Annotated in this window: 18 protein-coding genes and 1 tRNA gene; 17 read left to right on the top strand and 2 right to left on the bottom strand. The window is 40.4% G+C overall.

The window, feature by feature from the left end:
• Positions 1–19 precede the first annotated feature (19 nt).
• The 17 genes from BMZ55_RS00980 (at position 20) to BMZ55_RS00900 (ending at position 15963) form a co-directional block, all read left to right on the top strand.
• Positions 20–1651 (top strand): MFS transporter, encoded by a 1632-nt coding sequence (locus tag BMZ55_RS00980; RefSeq protein WP_089817869.1) that lies wholly within the window; start codon positions 20–22, stop codon positions 1649–1651.
• 52 nt (positions 1652–1703) lie between these two features.
• A complete protein-coding gene (locus tag BMZ55_RS00975; RefSeq protein WP_089817867.1) occupies positions 1704–1931 on the top strand; it encodes a DUF6814 family protein in 228 nt (75 codons plus the stop codon).
• Positions 1932–1986: 55 nt separating this feature from the next.
• A complete protein-coding gene (locus BMZ55_RS00970) occupies positions 1987–2181 on the top strand; it encodes a hypothetical protein (protein ID WP_039346029.1) in 195 nt (64 codons plus the stop codon).
• A complete protein-coding gene (locus tag BMZ55_RS00965) occupies positions 2174–4825 on the top strand; it encodes an ATP-binding protein (RefSeq protein ID WP_089817865.1) in 2652 nt (883 codons plus the stop codon). The genes BMZ55_RS00970 and BMZ55_RS00965 overlap by 8 nt, the downstream gene beginning before the upstream one ends.
• 59 nt (positions 4826–4884) lie before the next feature.
• Positions 4885–5250 carry a response regulator transcription factor gene (locus tag BMZ55_RS00960; protein WP_089817863.1) on the top strand — a complete coding sequence of 122 codons (366 nt, stop codon included), beginning with the start codon at positions 4885–4887 and terminating at the stop codon, positions 5248–5250.
• A 442-nt stretch (positions 5251–5692) separates the two neighbouring features.
• Positions 5693–7600 (top strand): acetate--CoA ligase, encoded by a 1908-nt coding sequence (acs, locus tag BMZ55_RS00955; protein WP_089817861.1) that lies wholly within the window; start codon positions 5693–5695, stop codon positions 7598–7600.
• Positions 7601–7879: 279 nt separating this feature from the next.
• Entirely contained in the window at positions 7880–9022 is a 1143-nt protein-coding gene (locus BMZ55_RS00950) for an NAD(P)/FAD-dependent oxidoreductase (protein ID WP_089817858.1), read from the top strand.
• The gene (locus BMZ55_RS00945; RefSeq protein ID WP_089817856.1) at positions 9022–9738 is read left to right on the top strand and encodes a methyltransferase domain-containing protein; all 717 of its coding nucleotides are present in this window, start codon (positions 9022–9024) and stop codon (positions 9736–9738) included. The genes BMZ55_RS00950 and BMZ55_RS00945 overlap by 1 nt, the downstream gene beginning before the upstream one ends.
• A complete protein-coding gene (locus tag BMZ55_RS00940) occupies positions 9735–10787 on the top strand; it encodes a type III polyketide synthase (RefSeq protein WP_089817854.1) in 1053 nt (350 codons plus the stop codon). The genes BMZ55_RS00945 and BMZ55_RS00940 overlap by 4 nt, the downstream gene beginning before the upstream one ends.
• Positions 10781–11578 carry an enoyl-ACP reductase FabI gene (locus tag BMZ55_RS00935; protein WP_089817852.1) on the top strand — a complete coding sequence of 266 codons (798 nt, stop codon included), beginning with the start codon at positions 10781–10783 and terminating at the stop codon, positions 11576–11578. Before BMZ55_RS00940 ends, BMZ55_RS00935 begins: the two co-directional genes overlap by 7 nt.
• Positions 11578–12012: a 3-hydroxyacyl-ACP dehydratase FabZ family protein gene (locus BMZ55_RS00930; RefSeq protein WP_089817850.1), complete on the top strand. Its 435-nt coding sequence runs from the start codon at positions 11578–11580 to the stop codon at positions 12010–12012. The genes BMZ55_RS00935 and BMZ55_RS00930 overlap by 1 nt, the downstream gene beginning before the upstream one ends.
• 1 nt (position 12013) lies before the next feature.
• A complete protein-coding gene (locus BMZ55_RS00925; protein ID WP_089817848.1) occupies positions 12014–13288 on the top strand; it encodes a beta-ketoacyl-[acyl-carrier-protein] synthase family protein in 1275 nt (424 codons plus the stop codon).
• 7 nt (positions 13289–13295) lie between these two features.
• Positions 13296–13550 (top strand): acyl carrier protein, encoded by a 255-nt coding sequence (locus BMZ55_RS00920; RefSeq protein ID WP_039345229.1) that lies wholly within the window; start codon positions 13296–13298, stop codon positions 13548–13550.
• A 76-nt stretch (positions 13551–13626) separates the two neighbouring features.
• The gene (fsa, locus tag BMZ55_RS00915; protein ID WP_089817846.1) at positions 13627–14283 is read left to right on the top strand and encodes a fructose-6-phosphate aldolase; all 657 of its coding nucleotides are present in this window, start codon (positions 13627–13629) and stop codon (positions 14281–14283) included.
• Positions 14284–14449: 166 nt separating this feature from the next.
• Complete coding sequence (locus tag BMZ55_RS00910; RefSeq protein WP_089817844.1) at positions 14450–15082, top strand: NAD(P)H-dependent oxidoreductase; 633 nt, start codon at positions 14450–14452, stop codon at positions 15080–15082.
• An 18-nt stretch (positions 15083–15100) separates the two neighbouring features.
• The gene (locus tag BMZ55_RS00905) at positions 15101–15535 is read left to right on the top strand and encodes a MarR family winged helix-turn-helix transcriptional regulator (protein WP_089817842.1); all 435 of its coding nucleotides are present in this window, start codon (positions 15101–15103) and stop codon (positions 15533–15535) included.
• 5 nt (positions 15536–15540) lie between these two features.
• Entirely contained in the window at positions 15541–15963 is a 423-nt protein-coding gene (locus BMZ55_RS00900; protein ID WP_089817840.1) for an organic hydroperoxide resistance protein, read from the top strand.
• Positions 15964–16032: 69 nt separating this feature from the next.
• Here BMZ55_RS00900 and BMZ55_RS00895 read toward each other — a convergent pair.
• Positions 16033–16106: transfer RNA gene (locus BMZ55_RS00895), tRNA-Arg, on the bottom strand.
• 22 nt (positions 16107–16128) lie between these two features.
• Entirely contained in the window at positions 16129–17907 is a 1779-nt protein-coding gene (locus tag BMZ55_RS00890; protein WP_089817838.1) for a porin family protein, read from the bottom strand.
• Positions 17908–17972: the final 65 nt, after the last annotated feature.

Raw genomic sequence — 17972 nt, 5'->3', positions numbered from 1 at the left:
CAAAAAAAAACAAGTAATTATGGCCAAAAAATTTAAATCTCAGGAGGAGCATGATGCTTATGTCGCCGAGAAAAAAAAGAACAAAACCATTTGGGGCGTCATCATGGCGTCGTCACTCGGGACGCTGATTGAGTGGTATGATTTCTACATATTCGGAAGTTTAGCCGTGGTTTTAGCGACCAAGTTTTTCCCGGCAGATAACCCAACAGCCGCGTTTCTTTCAACTTTAGCAACTTTTGCTGCAGGATTTGTTGTTCGCCCTTTTGGGGCATTATTCTTTGGAAGACTGGGCGACATCATCGGTAGAAAATATACCTTTTTGGTAACGCTTCTCATCATGGGTTTTTCAACCTTCCTCATTGGTTGCGTTCCGGAATATGAAACCATTGGTTATGCTGCACCGGTTTTGGTTTTAATCCTGAGACTTTTACAGGGATTAGCATTAGGTGGTGAATATGGCGGCGCCGCAACGTATGTTGCAGAATATTCGCAACCGCACCGGCGTGGTTACTGGACTTCATGGATTCAAACCACTGCAACTGCTGGTTTATTTATTTCGTTGATTGTAATTCTAGTAACCAAAACCTCGCTTTCTGCGGAAGAATTTGACAGTTGGGGCTGGAGAATTCCATTCTGGATTTCCATTTTAATGGTGGGAGTTTCGTATATCATCCGACGGAATATGGCAGAGTCTCCACTTTTTGCGAAAGCGAAAAAAGAGGGAAAAACCTCGAAAAATCCATTAAAAGAAAGTTTCGGCAATAAGTTCAACTTCAAATTTGTTTTGCTGGCGCTGTTCGGAGCCGTCATGGGACAAGGCGTTATCTGGTACACGGGACAATTCTACGCAATGAGCTTTATGCAGAAAGTGATGAACATAGAATCGTCACAGGTTGACACGATGATGGCACTGGCACTTTTTGTCGCAACACCGCTTTTTGTACTCTTCGGTTGGTTATCCGACAAAGTTGGTAGAAAACCGATTATGATGATCGGGATGTTACTCGCCATTATCGCCTACCGCCCGATTTACAAAGCCATGTACAACTCAGTGAAAATTGAAAGTAAAGTGCTTGCGGCAAATGGTTTAACCGAAAAAAGAACTGCTAAAGCACACGCAAAAATTCCGACAGACAGCTTGATTACTTTTCACCAGGAAAAAGTATTTACGGACGGAACTTTATTGAAAAAAGACAGCATCGTACACTGGGCTGCAGCCGGACCAATTATGGTTGACGGAAAAGCTGAAGCGCCACTCATCAAACAGTCGATTACCGTAAATCCTGACACGCGCTGGTATTTGATTTTATTGGTCTTTATACAGGTGGTTTTTGTAACAATGGTTTACGGTCCTATCGCAGCCTTTTTGGTGGAAATGTTTCCACTAAAAATCCGCTACACATCGATGTCGCTTCCGTATCATATCGGGAATGGAGTGTTCGGCGGACTGCTTCCGGCCGTAGCGACCTATCTGGTGACTTCCGGAAAAGACGCGGGGCATTCTGAATGGTATCTCGAAGGTTTATGGTATCCGATTGTCGTTGCCGCGGTGTGTCTGGTCATCGGAACACTTTATCTGAAAACCAAAAATAAAAGCTTAACCGAAGATGAATTTATAGAAACGCCGGCAGAAATTTCCGTGCCAGAATAAGGCTTTTTAGCGCTTTATCTTCAAAATTTAGTAACTTTAAACAGGAAAAAAAATGGATCAATTAAAAAAAATATTAGGAATTGTCTGGATGCTTTTAGCGCTCGTAGTCGCATATTACGGTTTGACAATGTTCGGAATTCCAAAAGTGATGTCCGACAAACAGGAAGACAATGTTTTCGGCTGGATTATCCTCACCGTCTTAATGCCGATTATCGTCGGTGGTTTAGGAATTTTCGGCTGGTATTCTTTCACGGGCGAATACGCGGACGATAAAATTTAATTAAACTGAACACTAACGGGAAATTCGTTTCCCGTTGGTTTCTTTTATAATCAAAATGAAAAAAAGACATCAACAAAAGCTGGTTATTTTAAGCATTGCCTTGTTTATTTTATTCAATGCGCCAGTGTTGCTGCTGTTTAACAGTACTGAAAGATTTCTCGGTTTACCGCTGATTTATGTCTATATTTTTTTCGTCTGGGCGGCTTCTTCGGTAAGTTCGTTCCTCATTTTCAAAAAGTTCAATGAATAGTTATCTGCTTTTCGCGCTGGTCATCATCTATCTCGGACTTCTTTTCTTCGTGGCATACTTTGCCGAAAAGAACAGAAGCAGCTTTTGGGTGAACAATCCTTACGTTTACGCGCTGTCGCTGGCGGTTTACTGTTCTGCGTGGACTTATTACGGAAGTATCGGCGTCGCCGCAAATCAGGGTTTGGAATATATGGCGATTTATATCGGACCTGTAATAATTATTCCGGCCTGGATTTACATTAATTCAAAAATTATCCGAATTTCACGTGTGAACAAAATAAGCAGTATTGCAGATTTTATTTCGCTGCGCTACGGTAACAGCCGGTCTTTAAGCGCTTTGATCGCGCTGGTTTGCATGTTTGCGATTGTTCCGTACATCAGTTTGCAGATCAAGGCGATTTCCGAAACCTTTCATTTGCTTACAGAAACTGAAAATACCACCAATATTTTCTACGATTCTGCAACATATGTCGTGGTAATTATCGCTTTATTTTCCTCGTATTACGGGACAAAATATGTTGACGCGTCGGAAAAAAGGCTCGGAATAATTTCCGCTGTTGCAGTTGAAAGTTTTCTGAAAATTATCTTTTTCATCATTCTCGGAATTTTTGTGGTGTACGGCGTTTTTAATGGTTTTGAAGACATCTACGCCAAAGCTGAAAAATTGCCTGATTTTTCGGCGAAAAATTCATTTAACGGTTTGGAAGGCGGCTTTAATTGGTTTTTAATGTCGATGCTTTCGATGTCTGCTATTTTTCTTTTGCCGCGGCAATTTCACACCGCAATTATAGAAAATCGCAAGGAAAAGCACCTAAAAACTGCAATCTGGCTTTTTCCGCTGTACCTTTTGATTTTTAACTTTTTTGTTTTTCCAATCGCCTGGGGCGGAAAAATATTGTTTTTTGGCGAAGATGTAAATCCGGAGTTCTACTCTATTTTAATTCCGCAAAAATTTGGAAATACCGTCATCGCTGCGATGGTTTTTTTTGGCGGTTTAAGCGCGTGTATTTCCATGGTGATCATTTCCAGCATTTCACTTTCAATTATGTTGTCAAATAACCTCATCATTCCGTACGGCTGGCTCGACAGATTTAAAATAAGCTCCGATGTTGACAATACTAAAACCATTGTAAACATCAGGAAAGTCAGCATTTTTCTGCTCATTATCACCGGATTTATTTTCTATAAATACCTGATGGTCGGCAAAAGTCTCTTCAGCATCGGTTTGGTTTCTTTTGTAATTATTGCGCAGTTGGCGCCAAGTTTTTTCGGTGCCGTTTTCTGGCGCCGCGGCAATTACATCGGTAGCGTTGCTGGGATTATTGTCGGAATTACAATTTGCTATTTAGGCCTTGTTTTGCCGAGTTTTTCTGAAACTTTCAAACAAAGTGCTTTTTATAACAGCAGCTTTTTCCGTTTTTTTAATATCCCTTATTTGTCGCCGATTGCACAGATTTTTTTCTGGAGCGTATTGGTAAATGCGCTGCTTTTTACTTTGGTTTCGGTGAATACAGTTACGAGCTACCGCGAAAGAAATTATGCCGAACTGTACGTAGACATCAACGATTATATTCAAAATCACGAAAACGCGTATATCTGGAAAGGACGAGCGAACATTTCAGATATCCGAAAGATTTTGGTAAGATTTCTCGGCCAGAAAAAAACCGAGCAGGCGCTGAAAATTTTCAATTTAAAATATAAAATTACCGGCGGCAGCGACACGGCAGATTCGCGGTTTATCAAGTTTTCCGAAAATCTATTAAGCGGAAGAATCGGCACCGCTTCAGCTAAAATTTTAATTGAAGGTGTGACTAAGGAAGATAAAATTTCGTTGCCCGAAGTTTTGCAGATTTTAGAAGAATCAAAGGAAAACATTACGCTGAATAAAAGGTTGAGCGAGCAATCTTCGCAGCTGCTGAAACTTTCGGATGACCTTCAATACGCCAACCAAAACCTTTTGGTAAAAGACAAGCAAAAAGATGAATTCCTGGACAGCGTCGCGCATGAACTTCGGACGCCGCTCACCGCGATTCGCGCGACAAGCGAAATTTTGCTTGACGACGACGAAATGCCGCAGGAACTGAAAAGAGATTTCCTTGAAAATATAATTTCAGAATCTGATCGGCTGAGCGAAATTATCAATGACATTCTGTATCTGGACAAGCTTGAAACCGGGAATATTCCGCTGAATATCCAGTCTTATAATATTATCGAAACCTTCCATAAATCGGTAAAACCATTGCTTCATCTTTTCGAAAAAAGAAACCTGCATCATTCTGAAGTTAATCTTTTAGATGACGAAATCTTTGAATATGACGAGCCGCGTATGATTCAGGTTTTTCAGAATATTTTAGGTAACGCGCTGAAGTTCACCAATGAACAGGGAATGATCCAGACGAAATTTCAGATACAGAATGAAAAACTGAAAATTTCGGTCTTTAACACCGGAAAAATTATTCCGCCCGAAGATCTCGATTTTATTTTCGAAAAATTTTACCAATCTAAAAACCAGAATTTACAAAAACCGGCAGGAAGCGGACTTGGCTTGGCGATCTGCAGACAGATTATGCGCGCACACGGCGGCGATATTCTGGTGAAAAACAAAGAAATTGGGGTGACTTTTGAGATTTTTTTACCACTCTGAATCTCATCTGAAGACGACACAGAAATTGAAAAAATACCCGATGAAAACGAAGTAATGCTATGAAGAAAATATTAATTGCTGACGACGAACATAAAATAATAATGACTTTGGAATATGCTTTTCGCAAAACGGGTTACGAGGTATTTATAGCGCGCGACGGTTCTGAAGTTCTGGAGCTGTTGAAAACTGAAATACCAGATTTGATTTTGCTGGATATCATGATGCCGAAAATGGACGGATTTTCCACATTGCAAGAAATAAAAACTCAGGAAAAGCTGAAAAACGTAAAAGTAATTTTCCTGAGTGCAAAAAATAACCCGGTAGATATTGAAAAAGGTTTGGAAATGGGTGCGGATGATTATATCACCAAACCGTACTCGATAAAGAAACTTACCGAACGGGTTGAAGAGCTTTTGAAGAGTTAAGAAATATTAGTTGCTGAAACGAAAAAAAATGGTCGAACAAGCGGCAATTTTTTAACCACAAAGGACATAGAAAAAGTAAAAAAAAGGTCAAATAACTGGGATTTTTTTTAAAAACAGAGTACACAGAAAAAAGTAAAAAAATGGTAAAACAACCGGGAATTTTTTAAACCACAAAGGTCACAAATGGACACAAAAGAATTAGAGTAAAAAACGTCAGTTCTCGCTAAGTGAACGCCTTTGCGAACGTTTAGAAGAAATGCTTTGAAAATTCTTTGCGATACTTTGTGGTAAAAAAGCAAAAAACCTAAAAATAGCGGCTAAAAAATAGCCCTGATAGAAGCGGTTACCCCGCAACATGCACCGGCAAAAGCCCGGTCGTGAGGAGTATGAGCGGATAGCAGGTTCCCGGCTCCTAAAATAACAAAACAAAAAATTAATAGATATGAAAAATTATGTAATTGATGATCTTCCAGACTATTTCAAACAGTACAAAAAATCCATAAAAAACCCGAAAAAGTTCTGGGACAAGGTTGCGGATGAGAATTTTGTGTGGTACCAGCGTTGGTCTAAAGTTGTGGACTACAATATGGAAGAAGCCAGAATCAAGTGGTTTAAAAACGCAAAACTGAATATCACTAAAAATTGTATCGACCGCCATTTGAACGGGCGCGGTGACAAAACGGCGATAATTTTCGAACCGAATGACCCGAACGAAGAGGCACAACATATTTCCTACAGCGAACTGCGCAACCGCGTGTGTAAAATGGCTAATGTCCTGCGCGATCAGGGCATACAGAAAGGCGACCGCGTGTGCATTTATCTGCCAATGATTCCGGAGCTTGCGGTCACCATGCTGGCGTGTGCACGGTTAGGCGCGGTACATTCGGTGATTTTTGCCGGATTTTCCGCAAATGCTGTGGAATCACGAGTGAATGACTGCGGTGCAAAAATGATTGTGTGTTCCGACGGAAGTTACCGAGGCTCAAAATCCATTGATCTAAAAGGAATTATTGATGAAGCGGTGGAAAAATGTCCGACCGTTGAGAAGGTTTTGGTGGTGAAAAGAACCGGCGGCGAGGTGAACATGAAAGAAGGTCGCGATCTTTGGCTGGAGCCACTTTACGACAAAGCACCGTCGGATTTTATTTCGGTGATTATGGATGCCGAAGATCCGCTGTTTATTCTGTACACTTCCGGCTCTACCGGAAAACCGAAAGGAATGCTGCATACGACGGCAGGCTATATGGTTTTCACGGCGTACACCTTTAAAAATGTTTTTGATTACAAAGAGAATGATATTTTCTGGTGCACGGCAGATATCGGTTGGATCACGGGACATTCCTACATTTTGTACGGTCCGCTGGCGAACGGAGCTACGACGGTGATTTTCGAAGGAGTACCGACCTATCCGGAGCCGGACCGTTTCTGGAAAGTGATCGATAAGCATAAAGTTACGCAGTTTTACACTGCGCCAACCGCGATTCGTGCTTTGGCAAAAGAATCTTACGAATGGGTGGAAAAGCACGATTTGTCGAGTTTGCGCATCATCGGGTCCGTTGGTGAACCGATAAATGATGAAGCCTGGCATTGGTATAACGACCACGTTGGCAAGAAAAAATGCCCGATTGTGGACACGTGGTGGCAAACCGAAACCGGAGGAATTATGATTTCCCCGCTGCCGTTCATCACGCCGACAAAACCAACTTATGCGACATTGCCGATTCCGGGAATTCAGCCGGTTTTGATGGACGATAAACGCAATGAAATTACGGGAAACCAGGTTGATGGAAATCTTTGCATCCGTTTTCCCTGGCCGGGAATTGCGCGCACCATTTGGGGCGACCACCAAAGATATAAAGAAACATATTTTACCGCTTTTCCCGGCAAATATTTCACCGGCGATGGTGCCTTACGCGATGAAGTTGGCTACTACAGAATTACCGGCCGTGTAGATGATGTGATCATTGTTTCAGGTCATAATTTGGGGACAGCACCAATCGAGGACAGTGTAAATTTACACCCAGCCGTGGCGGAATCTGCGATTGTTGGTTATCCGCACGATGTGAAGGGCAGCGCGCTTTATGGTTTCGTGATGCTGAAAGACAGCGGAGAAGAACGTGACCGCGAGAATTTAAGAAAAGAGATTAACAACGTGATTTCTGACACCATCGGGCCAATTGCAAAACTCGATAAAATACAGTTTGTGTCGGCCTTGCCGAAAACGCGTTCGGGCAAAATTATGCGCCGAATCCTGCGAAAAATCGCGGAAGGTGATTTTGCCAATTTCGGTGACACTTCTACCCTTTTGAATCCGGAAATTGTTGATGAAATTAAAAATGAGAAGATTTAATTTGATAATTCGAGGATTTGATAATGTGATGATTGATAATGTGATGATTTGATAATTTGAAGATTTGAAGATTTGATAATGGTAAAAATGTTTACAATTAAACCTTGCGGAAACGTGAGGTTTTTTATTTAATAATAATTCTTGACAGGCTTTTCTGGTCTCTTTCGCGCGACGTTTTTTAACTTTTAAACTTAAGTGAGTAATGCTTAAAATCCCATCAAAAATCAAACTTTTGTAACTTTTGTAGTGAAAATTTTCACTACATTTAAATAAAAAAAGTTGCAAGATTCCAACCTCGATTCTGAAATTGTAATTATTGGCGGCGGTTTGGCAGGCTTAACCAGCGCTATACACCTCACGAAAATGGGGCGGAAAGTCGTAGTTGTGGAGAAAAATTCTTACCCAAAACACAAGGTTTGCGGTGAATATATTTCGAATGAAATTTTGCCTTATTTTGACTGGCTCGGAATCGATATTGAAGCTTTACAACCTACAAAAATTACGCAGTTGCAATTTTCGTCTGAATCCGGGCGAAGCATTAGCGCGAAACTTCCGCTCGGCGGTTTCGGCGTCAGTCGCTATACTTTGGACTACGCTCTATATTTAAAAGCACTTTCACAAAATTGTGAAATCCTGGAAGATCAGGTAAATGACGTTATTTTTATAGAAGATTTTTTTGAAGTTCATCTGCTGTCAGGCAAAATTTTAACAGCGAAAGCTGTACTTGCTGGTTTTGGTAAACGATCGAATATTGACGTAAAACTGAACCGAAGTTTTCTCCAGAAAAAATCGCCGTGGTTAGCAGTAAAATCTCATTATAAAGGCAATTTTTCCGCTGATGTGGTTGGCTTACATAATTTTAAAGGCGGTTATTGCGGCGTCTCGAAAATAGAAAATAAAATAATCAATATCTGCTATATTGTTAATTTTAAATCATTTAAAACGTATAAAAATATCGGGGAATTTCAGCAAAAAATTGTGTTTCAAAATCCTCATCTTAAAAATATTTTAGAAAAATCAACGCCGGTTTTTGAGAAACCTTTAACCATAAGCCAAATTTGTTTTGATAAAAAAGAAAACGTTGAAAATCATATTCTGATGATGGGCGACACTGCCGGACTCATTCATCCGCTCTGCGGAAACGGAATGGCAATGGCAGTTCACAGCGCGAAAATTGCTTCCGAGGAAACTTTAAAATTCTTAAAAGGAAAAACCTCGCGAGATGAAATGGAAAAAAACTACGCGGCAAACTGGAATAAAAATTTCAAAAAAAGGCTCAAATATGGCCGAATTTTGGGTAGCATTCTGGAGCATTCGAAATTATCAGAAATACTGACCAATTTGCTCACTATTTTTCCATTTGTCTTACCAGTTATTATCAGGAAAACACACGGAAAAGAAATTAATATGACTGAAAATTAATGGCTTTAAATACCACCTACAGAAGAACCGATTTAGAAGAATCGATGGACGATTTTTCCATGGACAACGAAAGTCTGGTCATAGCTTTAGACGATATTGCGCGAATAAACCAACTTTTGGGCGGAAATTCTGTGACCTTGGAAGGCGTAAAAAAACTCATCGAAGATTTTCCGAAAGACCAAACCATTACTATAATGGATTTTGGTTGCGGCGGCGGCGATATGTTGCGAATGCTGGCGAAATTCGGCCAAGAAAACGGTTTGAAATTTAACTTGATTGGTATCGATGCAAATGAAGCCACAATTCGGCATGCTGAAAAATGTTCGGCAGAATTTGAAAATATTTCTTACCTCGCCGAAGATATTTTTGAATATGATTTTTCGAAATATAAAATAGACATTGCGCTGATTACGCTGACTTTACATCATTTTAAAGACGAAGGAATTTTGAAAATCGTAAATGTTATTCTGAATTTGGTTACCAAAGGAATTGTTGTAAATGACTTGCATCGCAGCAGATTGGCGTACAGATTGTTTCAAATGATTATCTTTATTTTTCGGTTAAAAAAAATGACGGCAGATGACGGATTAATTTCGATTTTGCGCGGTTTCAAACGTGAAGATTTAGAAAAATATTCCAGGAATTTACAGCTAAAAAAATACAGTATTAAATGGAAGTGGGCTTTTCGCTACCAATGGATTATTGAAAAAATATGAGTGTAAAAATAGTTACAGTTGCGAAGCAATTGCCCAAATATTCCCGAAAAACCGCTGAAGTTATTCCTTTTCTGGATCAATGGCTCGTCGATCAGGATGAGCGTTTTATTCGGAAAGTAAAGAAGATTTTTGAAGGCGCCGCGGTTGATGAAAGATATTCAATTATGGATCCGGTAGAAGTATTCACCGCAACTTCCTTTGAAGACAAAAATGACATTTATGCGCGTGAAGTGGTGATTTTAGGCGAGCAGGTTTTGGAAAAATCTCTAAAAAAAGCCGGCTGGGATCCGCAATCGCTCGACTACATCATAACCGTAAGCTGCACCGGAATTATGATTCCTTCGCTGGATGCTTATATTATCAATAAGCTGAATTTACGACAGGACATTGTGCGTTTGCCGGTCACCGAAATGGGCTGTGCTGCCGGAGTTTCCGGAATTATTTACGCCAAAAACTTCCTTCAGGCAAATCCCGGAAAGCGCGCTGCGGTAATTGCGGTAGAAAGTCCGACCGCGACTTTTCAGCTTGAAGATTTTTCGATGGCTAACATTGTGAGTGCTGCTATTTTTGGTGATGGCGCCGCGTGCGTTTTGATGTCATCAGAAGAGAATGCTGAAGGTCCGGAAATTTTAGCGGAAGAAATGTACCATTTTTACGATAATGAACACATGATGGGTTTTAAGCTTACCAATTCGGGTTTGCAGATGATTTTGGATATCGAAGTTCCGGACACGATTTCGGAACATTTCCCGAATATTCTGCATCCGTTTTTAGCAAAACAGAATTTAGGAATAAAAGATATTGACCACCTAATTTTTCATCCCGGTGGAAAAAAAATTGTGCAGATGGTAGAAGGTTTATTTTCAGAATTGGGGAAAAACATCGATAAAACCAAGGAAATTTTACGGTTATACGGCAACATGTCGAGTGCGACAGTTTTGTACGTTTTAGAAGAAATTATGAACCAAAAGCCACAAAAAGGTGAAAAAGGTTTGATGCTGAGTTTCGGTCCCGGATTTTCGGCGCAACGCGTTTTACTACAATGGTAAAAAGATTTGAAAATACAAATTACTGGGCGCTAATTCTGGGCGGAAGCTCCGGCCTGGGACTGGCGTCGGCAAAAAAATTAGCCGCTGAAGGCATGAATATTTGTATTATCCATCGCAATTCCCGCGCGGAAATGGAAAAAATAAATCAAGATTTTTCGGCCTTAAAGCAGGAAAAAATTCAGTTTTTAAGTTTAAATAAAGATGTTTTAAATTCGGAGCATCAGTTTGAGATATTAGCAGAATTAAAAAAAATACTGGGATCGGGCGGAAAAATTCGTTGTTTGTTACACAGTATTGCAAAAGGAAATTTAAAACCAATGACCGGTTCGCTGAACGAAAGTTTGTCGTGCGACGATTTCGCGATTACGCTGAATGCGATGGCAACAAGTTTATATGACTGGACCAAAATTATTTTCGATGAAAATTTATTCGCTGAAGATGCACGGGTTTTAGCTTTCACGAGTGAAGGCAGCACCAAACCGTTGCAGAATTACGGCGCGGTTTCCGCCGCAAAAGCTGCTTTAGAAGCAATTTCACGAAATATCGCGGTAGAATTTGCGCCATTTGGTTTGCGTTCGAACTGCATTCAGGCTGGCGTTACCGATACGCGCTCTTTGCAGATGATTCCCGGAAGCGAAAAAATTGTGGAACACACCAAAAAACGAAATCCGTTTAAAAGATTAACCACGCCCGACGATGTTGCAAATGTCGTGACTATGCTTTGTACCGACGAAGCTGCGTGGATCAATGGCTGTGTAATTCCTGTTGACGGCGGCGAACATTTATGCTGATGGAAGTTTCAGAAATTTTAAAAAAATTGCCCTATTCTGCCCCATTTTTATTTGTGGACGAATTGCTGCACGTCGACGAAAACGGCGCCACCGGAACTTTCACCTTCAATGAAAATTCAGATTTTTACAAAGGTCATTTTAAAGAAAATCCGGTCACGCCAGGCGTTATTTTAACCGAAACGATGGCGCAGATAGGTGTCGTTTGTCTCGGAATTTTTTTGGTCGGAAACGAGCTGAATTCAGAAAGCCAGATCGGATTAACGTCCACAGAAATCGAATTTTTAAAACCTGTTTTCCCTGGTGAAAAAGTCACGGTGATTTCGGAAAAAATTTATTTTCGGTTTAATAAATTAAAGTGCCGCGTGAAAATGCTGAACGAAAATTCGGAAATTGTGTGTGAAGGCACGATTGCCGGAATTATAAAAGTGAAATAAAATGGAAAGAAGAGTTGTCATCACCGGTTTAGGCGTGGTCGCACCAAACGGAATTGGTTTGGATGATTTCCGGTCGGCGCTGAAAAATGGGCGCTCCGGAATTAAATTCGATCAGCAGCTCGCAGATTTAAAATTTTCATGTCAGGTTTCCGGAACTCCACCGGTTGACAAAGTAAATCATACAGAATATTTCACTGATCTGGAGCTTAGAAATTTTAATTCTACCGGAATTATGTACGGCGTAATCGCAGGTTTGGATGCCTGGAAAGATGCTGGATTACCAATTTCAGAAAGCGAAAACCCAGATTGGGACAGCGGAACCATTTTCGGCACCGGAACTTCAGGAATTGAAAAATTTCGGGAAAGCATTTACAAAATTGATGACCTTCAAACGCGGCGACTCGGCAGCACTGCGGTTTCGCAAACGATGAACAGCGGAATTTCGGCTTATTTGGGCGGAAAATTAGGTTTTGGAAATCAGGTTACGACCAATTCTTCGGCGTGTACAACGGGAACCGAAAGTATTTTGATGGCTTTTGACCGTATCAAAGCAGGTAAAGCAAAACGCATTCTTGCAGGCAGCACGAGCGATTCCGGACCGTATATTTGGGCGGGTTTTGATGCGATAAAAGTCTGCAATTATAAATCAAACGGCGAACCCGAAAAAGCCTCACGACCGATGAGTGCTTCGGCGGCGGGTTTTGTGCCCGGAAGTGGCGCCGGTGCTTTGGTCATCGAAGATTTAGAGTCTGCTTTGGCGAGAAATGCGAAAATTTACTGTGAAATTTTAGGTGGAAATCTGAACAGCGGCGGGCAACGCGGCGGCGGAAGTATGACCGCGCCAAATTCCACGGCGGTGCAGAAGTGCGTGAAAGACGCGCTTTCGGAAGCCAGAATTGAAGCCGGCAACATCGATTATATCAGCGGACATTTGACGGCGACAGCGAAAGACAGCACCGAAATTAGAAACTTAGCAGAAAGTTTAAACCGTTTCGGCAAGGATTTTCCGTACATCAATTCCTTAAAATCACTGACGGGACATTGCCTTTCCGCGGCTGCGAGTGTGGAATGTGTAGCAGCGGTTTTGCAACTTTCCGAGAATTTTGTCGCTCCCAATATCAACTGTGAAGATTTAAATCCGGAAATTACGGCGATCATCGATGCGGAGTGTATTCCGAAAAAAATGGTCGAAAAGCCCCTAAAAATTGCGATGAAAGTAAGTTTCGGTTTTGGTGACGTGAACGGATGCGTTATCTTTAAAAAATATTTTAAATAAATTAAAAATGAATCAAGAAGACGCGATACAGAAACTGAAAAAAATTGTAAAACCTTACGTTAAAGACGAAGAAGCTTTAGAAAAAATCAGTGAAAATACAGATTTCATCAACGATTTAAATATCAATTCCGCGAATCTGGTGGATGTAATTTTGGATGTGGAAGAAGTTTTCGATATTGAAATCGACGCAGAATCGATGGAGAAAATGCGTGACGTGAAATCCGCTTTAGCGGTAATCGAAGAAAAACTTTCCACTAAATAGCATTAGAAATTTTTTAGGAGCCAAATCATTTTCCAGTTGGACGTGAAAATCTTACCTTTGAATAAATAAAAGTAATATGAAATTTTTTATCGACACTGCAAATCTTGAGCAGATAAAAGAAGCGCAGGATTTAGGGATTTTAGACGGAGTCACCACCAATCCATCTCTGATGGCGAAAGAAGGAATTACCGGAAAAGACGCCATTATGAATCATTATAAAACCATTTGCGAAATCGTATCTGATGGTGACATCTCTGCAGAAGTATTGGGCACAACCTACGATGAAATGATTGAAGAAGGTGATGAACTTGCAGCCATACACCCCAATATCGTGGTTAAAATCCCGATGATTAAAGATGGTATTAAAGCCTTGAAATACTTTTCAAATAAAGGAATCAAAACGAACTGTACGCTTATTTTTTCCGCAGGGCAAGCATTATTGGCAGCTAAAGCCGGGGCAAATTACGTGTCGCCTTTTTTAGGAAGACTGGATGATATTTCGGTTGACGGACTGAATTTAGTAGAAGAAATCAGGGTTATTTTTGATAATTACATGTACGATACCGAAATTTTAGCCGCTTCCATCCGTTCGCCGATGCACATCATCAATTGTGCGAAAATCGGTGCTGATGTAGTGACTTCACCTTTGGATTCAATTTTAAATTTATTGAATCACCCGTTGACAGATAAAGGCCTGGCTCAGTTTGTAGCTGATGCAAAAAAAATGGGCTAAAGCAGCCAATTTTTTAATAATATAAACCGTCAATTTTTTGGCGGTTTTTTTGGCATTTTTTTTTAAAAATTTCAAGCATCGATTCTCTCTATCAATTTAAATTGCGCGCAATATGGTTGTGAACTATCTTTGTCTTTCAAAATAGAAAAACAAAAAACTTTACAATATGCAGCTAATAGAAAACCTGAAATGGAGACACGCCGTGAAAGCTTATGATCCAGAAAAAAAAGTTTCGCAGGAAGACCTCAACACCATATTAGAAGCCGCGCGCCTGGCGCCAACTTCTTCCGGTTTGCAACCATTCAGAATTATCGTGGTTGAAAATCAGGAATTGAAAGAAAAAATGGTTCAGGGAGCGCTGAATCCTGAAGTCATGAGAGATTCGTCACATGTTTTGGTATTCGCCGCCTGGGACAATTATTCTGAACAAAAAATCGACAAAGTGTACGATTACCACACCGACGTGAGAGAATTACCTCGCGGAAGATTCGGCAGTTATACCGACAAATTAAAAGAAATTTACAGCGCGCAAAGTGCGGAACAGAACTTCGGACACGCTGCAAGACAAACGTATATCGCACTTGGTTTGGCAATGGCGCAAGCCGCGGAACTGAAAATTGACAGCACACCAGCCGAAGGTTTCAGCAACGAAGTCGTGGATGAAATTTTAGGTTTGAGAGCTTTAGGCTTAAAAAGTGTCAGCCTGCTTTATTTAGGTTATCGCGACATTGAAAAAGATTACCTGTCGCACATGAAAAAAGTGAGAATTCCGATGGAAGAATTCATCATCAAAAAATAAAAATTCCGAGCTAAAACGATGGAAAATCCCGAAATACCAAGATTAGGAAACCAGCTGTGCTTTCCGTTTTACGTAATTGCCAAGGAAATTACGGCAATGTACCGGCCTTTTTTGGAAGAACTTGACATCACGTATTCGCAGTATCTGGTGATGATGGTGCTTTGGGAATATGAACGGTTGACCGTCACGCAAATTGGCGAAAAACTGTATCTCGACAGCGGGACTTTAACACCATTATTAAAAAGACTGGAAGCGAAAGATTACCTCGTCCGCCACAGAAAGCGTGAAGATGAGCGCGTCGTGGAGGTTTTCCTGACAGAGAAAGGAATACAACTGCAGAACAAAGCCTGTTTGATCCCCGGAAAACTGCAGGAAAAGCTGGATTTATCCGAAAACGATCTTTCCGCAATGAAAGACACCGTAACTAAATTACTTCACAAAATAGAAAAATAAAAAAGATGAAAACATTGTACACCACAAGCGCAACGGCAAAAGGCGGCCGCGACGGACATGTAAAAAGCGAAAATGGAATTTTAGAACTCGACGTACGTGCGCCGAAAGCTCTCGGCGGCAACAGCGACGACTTTGCCAATCCCGAAATGCTTTTCGCAGCGGGCTATTCTGCTTGTTTTGGCAGCGCCTTGAGTTTGGTTATCGGTAAAGCAAAAATCCAAACCGGTGAACCCGCTGTGACGGCTAAAGTAAGTTTAGGACAAATTGAGAACGGCGGCTACGGTTTAGCGGTAGAAATGGCGGTGAATATTCCGCAGATTTCATTGGAAGAAGCACAAAAATTGGTCGAAAAAGCCCATGAAATTTGCCCGTATTCCAACGCCACGAGAAATAATATCGAGGTTAAACTTACGGTAACGAACGATTGATTTTAAACTTCAGCAGTTTTGAATTAAATAAAAAGCGGCAAAACTTCAAGAAGTTTTGCCGCTTTTTTGTGACCGCGAAGGGATTCGAACCCCCAACCCTCAGAGCCGAAATCTGATATTCTATCCAGTTGAACTACGCAGCCATTTGAATTAAATTCAAAAATTTTAGAAACTAATTTTTACACCTCCCAAAAACTGTGCTCCCAAAACTTTATAACCTTTGAAAGTTTGATATTGGGTGTTGAGTAAATTATTTCCGAGTGCGAAAATACTGAAATTTTTATGAACTTTATACTCTGCCGACAAATTTAAGTCCGCAAATCCACCAACTTTGTCGTTTTCGTTTTCGGTAGTGGTGTAAACTCCAGTATTCAGCGCGTCGGTGCTGATGTTATAGGAATTGGTGGTCATATCACTGCGGAAAATCGCTTTCGCGCCCAAATTCAACTTTTTATCAAGCATTAAATATTTACCGCCTAAACTGGCTTTTATTAAAGGTTTGTTATAAATATTTTCGGTGTTATTCAGGTCATATTTTTCAAAATTTACCTCCGCATCCAGACTTAAATTTGCGAGCGGAAAATACTGCACGCTTCCGCGAACTTCACTCACGTTTCCGTCGTCATAAACAGGGGAAAAAGTATTCGCAAAATCATAAGCCGGGCGGTTATAATCCACCGTATTATTGAAAAGATCGTTCGCTTTAAAGAATAGGATATCATTCATTTTACCGTAACCTGCGCTGAAATCATATTTTAACTGCTGATCGATGTCTCCGCGTAAACCAAAATAAAATTTATACTTTGTTTCGGTGGCGCGCAATTGCTGATCAGAAACCAAATACGGATTTTCTTCGAGCAAATTAGCGTAAGAATTCAGTTTTAAACCTCCAGTAATTCCGGCATAAAATTTAAATTCGTCCACCGCGGCAAACTGCAGTTCTGCTTTTGGAAACCAATAGGTTTTGTTATTTTGTACCTGACCGCCTAAAATCGTGTTAGAACTTTTAGCATTTAAAAATGAAAAGTCCGAACCAATCATTAAATATGAATTTCCTTTAAAAAAAGTAATTTTCGGTGCTACGGTAGCATTTAAAAATTCTGAAGAATTTTTGTCGAGAATGTCAAAATCTGTTTTTAAAGTTTCCACATTTAAGCCTAAATCAGCGTTAAAATTTATATTATTAAAACTCGGCAATTCTACGCCGTGTTTTGATAAATTCAGCATCATTTCAGCCTGCGTTTCTTTTGCATGAAACTCATCGGTGAGGAAAGATGATTTCAAGCGGACATCATTTAAAATGTCATTCGAATAAAAGTCGTAGTAACCAATCAGCTTAATCTCGCTGGTTTTCTGCTGTAAATTCACGTTGTTTGAAGAGGGCGTCAGCGCGTAAATTCCGTAATAATTATAATTATCCAGACCATAATCCGCGTTGATGCTGAACTTGCCTTTTTCTCCGTAAGAGTTTAAAAATGCGCCCACATTCGCGGAATTTTGTTTGGAATTCCAATCATAAACCTTCCGCAAACCGGTGGTGGAAAGGAAATGCACGTCACCGCCAACTTCCATATCATTTTCCAGTTTTGTAGAAATATTTCCGTCCGCAAGAATTTTTCCGTAGTTTCCCATTCCAAGCTGGAAATAGTTGTTCTGGTAATCGGCGTCAAATTTGGGTGAAATATCTTCGCCTTTAATTAAAGAAGTTTTAAAATCTGAAGACGCCGGCACATTCGTAATATCGTACGTTGGTGGATTGGCAGACTTTTCTTCCGGCGGATAATTTTTTTCCGCCTCTACAGAGGTTTTTTTCTTTTCTATTTTTTTTACCTCCGGCTCGCGTTTTTTGTCTAAAATTAATTTTTCCTCCTTAATCTGTGAAAAAACCGCAGTTGAAGAAAACAGTAAACCGATGAAAAATATATTCTGAATGCTCTTGTTCATTGATGGTTGTATTAGGTACGATATACTATGGATGATGGATGATGGATGATGGGTGATGGATAAGT

This window comes from Kaistella treverensis, from assembly GCF_900114045.1.
In the GTDB taxonomy this organism is placed as follows: Bacteria; Bacteroidota; Bacteroidia; order Flavobacteriales; family Weeksellaceae; genus Kaistella; species Kaistella treverensis.
This window is presented reverse-complemented; position numbering and strand designations above follow the sequence as displayed.

Excerpts from the sequence above, each read along its gene's own strand:
- BMZ55_RS00890 (WP_089817838.1), bottom strand. The coding sequence starts at position 17,907 with ATGAACAAGAGCATTCAGAATATATTTTTCATCGGTTTACTGTTTTCT.
- BMZ55_RS00980 (WP_089817869.1), top strand. The coding sequence starts at position 20 with ATGGCCAAAAAATTTAAATCTCAGGAGGAGCATGATGCTTATGTCGCC.
- BMZ55_RS00940 (WP_089817854.1), top strand. The coding sequence starts at position 9,735 with ATGAGTGTAAAAATAGTTACAGTTGCGAAGCAATTGCCCAAATATTCC.
- BMZ55_RS00945 (WP_089817856.1), top strand. The coding sequence starts at position 9,022 with ATGGCTTTAAATACCACCTACAGAAGAACCGATTTAGAAGAATCGATG.
- BMZ55_RS00925 (WP_089817848.1), top strand. The coding sequence starts at position 12,014 with ATGGAAAGAAGAGTTGTCATCACCGGTTTAGGCGTGGTCGCACCAAAC.
- BMZ55_RS00970 (WP_039346029.1), top strand. The coding sequence starts at position 1,987 with ATGAAAAAAAGACATCAACAAAAGCTGGTTATTTTAAGCATTGCCTTG.
- BMZ55_RS00920 (WP_039345229.1), top strand. The coding sequence starts at position 13,296 with ATGAATCAAGAAGACGCGATACAGAAACTGAAAAAAATTGTAAAACCT.
- fsa (WP_089817846.1), top strand. The coding sequence starts at position 13,627 with ATGAAATTTTTTATCGACACTGCAAATCTTGAGCAGATAAAAGAAGCG.
- BMZ55_RS00935 (WP_089817852.1), top strand. The coding sequence starts at position 10,781 with ATGGTAAAAAGATTTGAAAATACAAATTACTGGGCGCTAATTCTGGGC.
- BMZ55_RS00975 (WP_089817867.1), top strand. The coding sequence starts at position 1,704 with ATGGATCAATTAAAAAAAATATTAGGAATTGTCTGGATGCTTTTAGCG.
- BMZ55_RS00900 (WP_089817840.1), top strand. The coding sequence starts at position 15,541 with ATGAAAACATTGTACACCACAAGCGCAACGGCAAAAGGCGGCCGCGAC.
- BMZ55_RS00965 (WP_089817865.1), top strand. The coding sequence starts at position 2,174 with ATGAATAGTTATCTGCTTTTCGCGCTGGTCATCATCTATCTCGGACTT.
- BMZ55_RS00930 (WP_089817850.1), top strand. The coding sequence starts at position 11,578 with ATGGAAGTTTCAGAAATTTTAAAAAAATTGCCCTATTCTGCCCCATTT.
- acs (WP_089817861.1), top strand. The coding sequence starts at position 5,693 with ATGAAAAATTATGTAATTGATGATCTTCCAGACTATTTCAAACAGTAC.
- BMZ55_RS00960 (WP_089817863.1), top strand. The coding sequence starts at position 4,885 with ATGAAGAAAATATTAATTGCTGACGACGAACATAAAATAATAATGACT.
- BMZ55_RS00910 (WP_089817844.1), top strand. The coding sequence starts at position 14,450 with ATGCAGCTAATAGAAAACCTGAAATGGAGACACGCCGTGAAAGCTTAT.
- BMZ55_RS00905 (WP_089817842.1), top strand. The coding sequence starts at position 15,101 with ATGGAAAATCCCGAAATACCAAGATTAGGAAACCAGCTGTGCTTTCCG.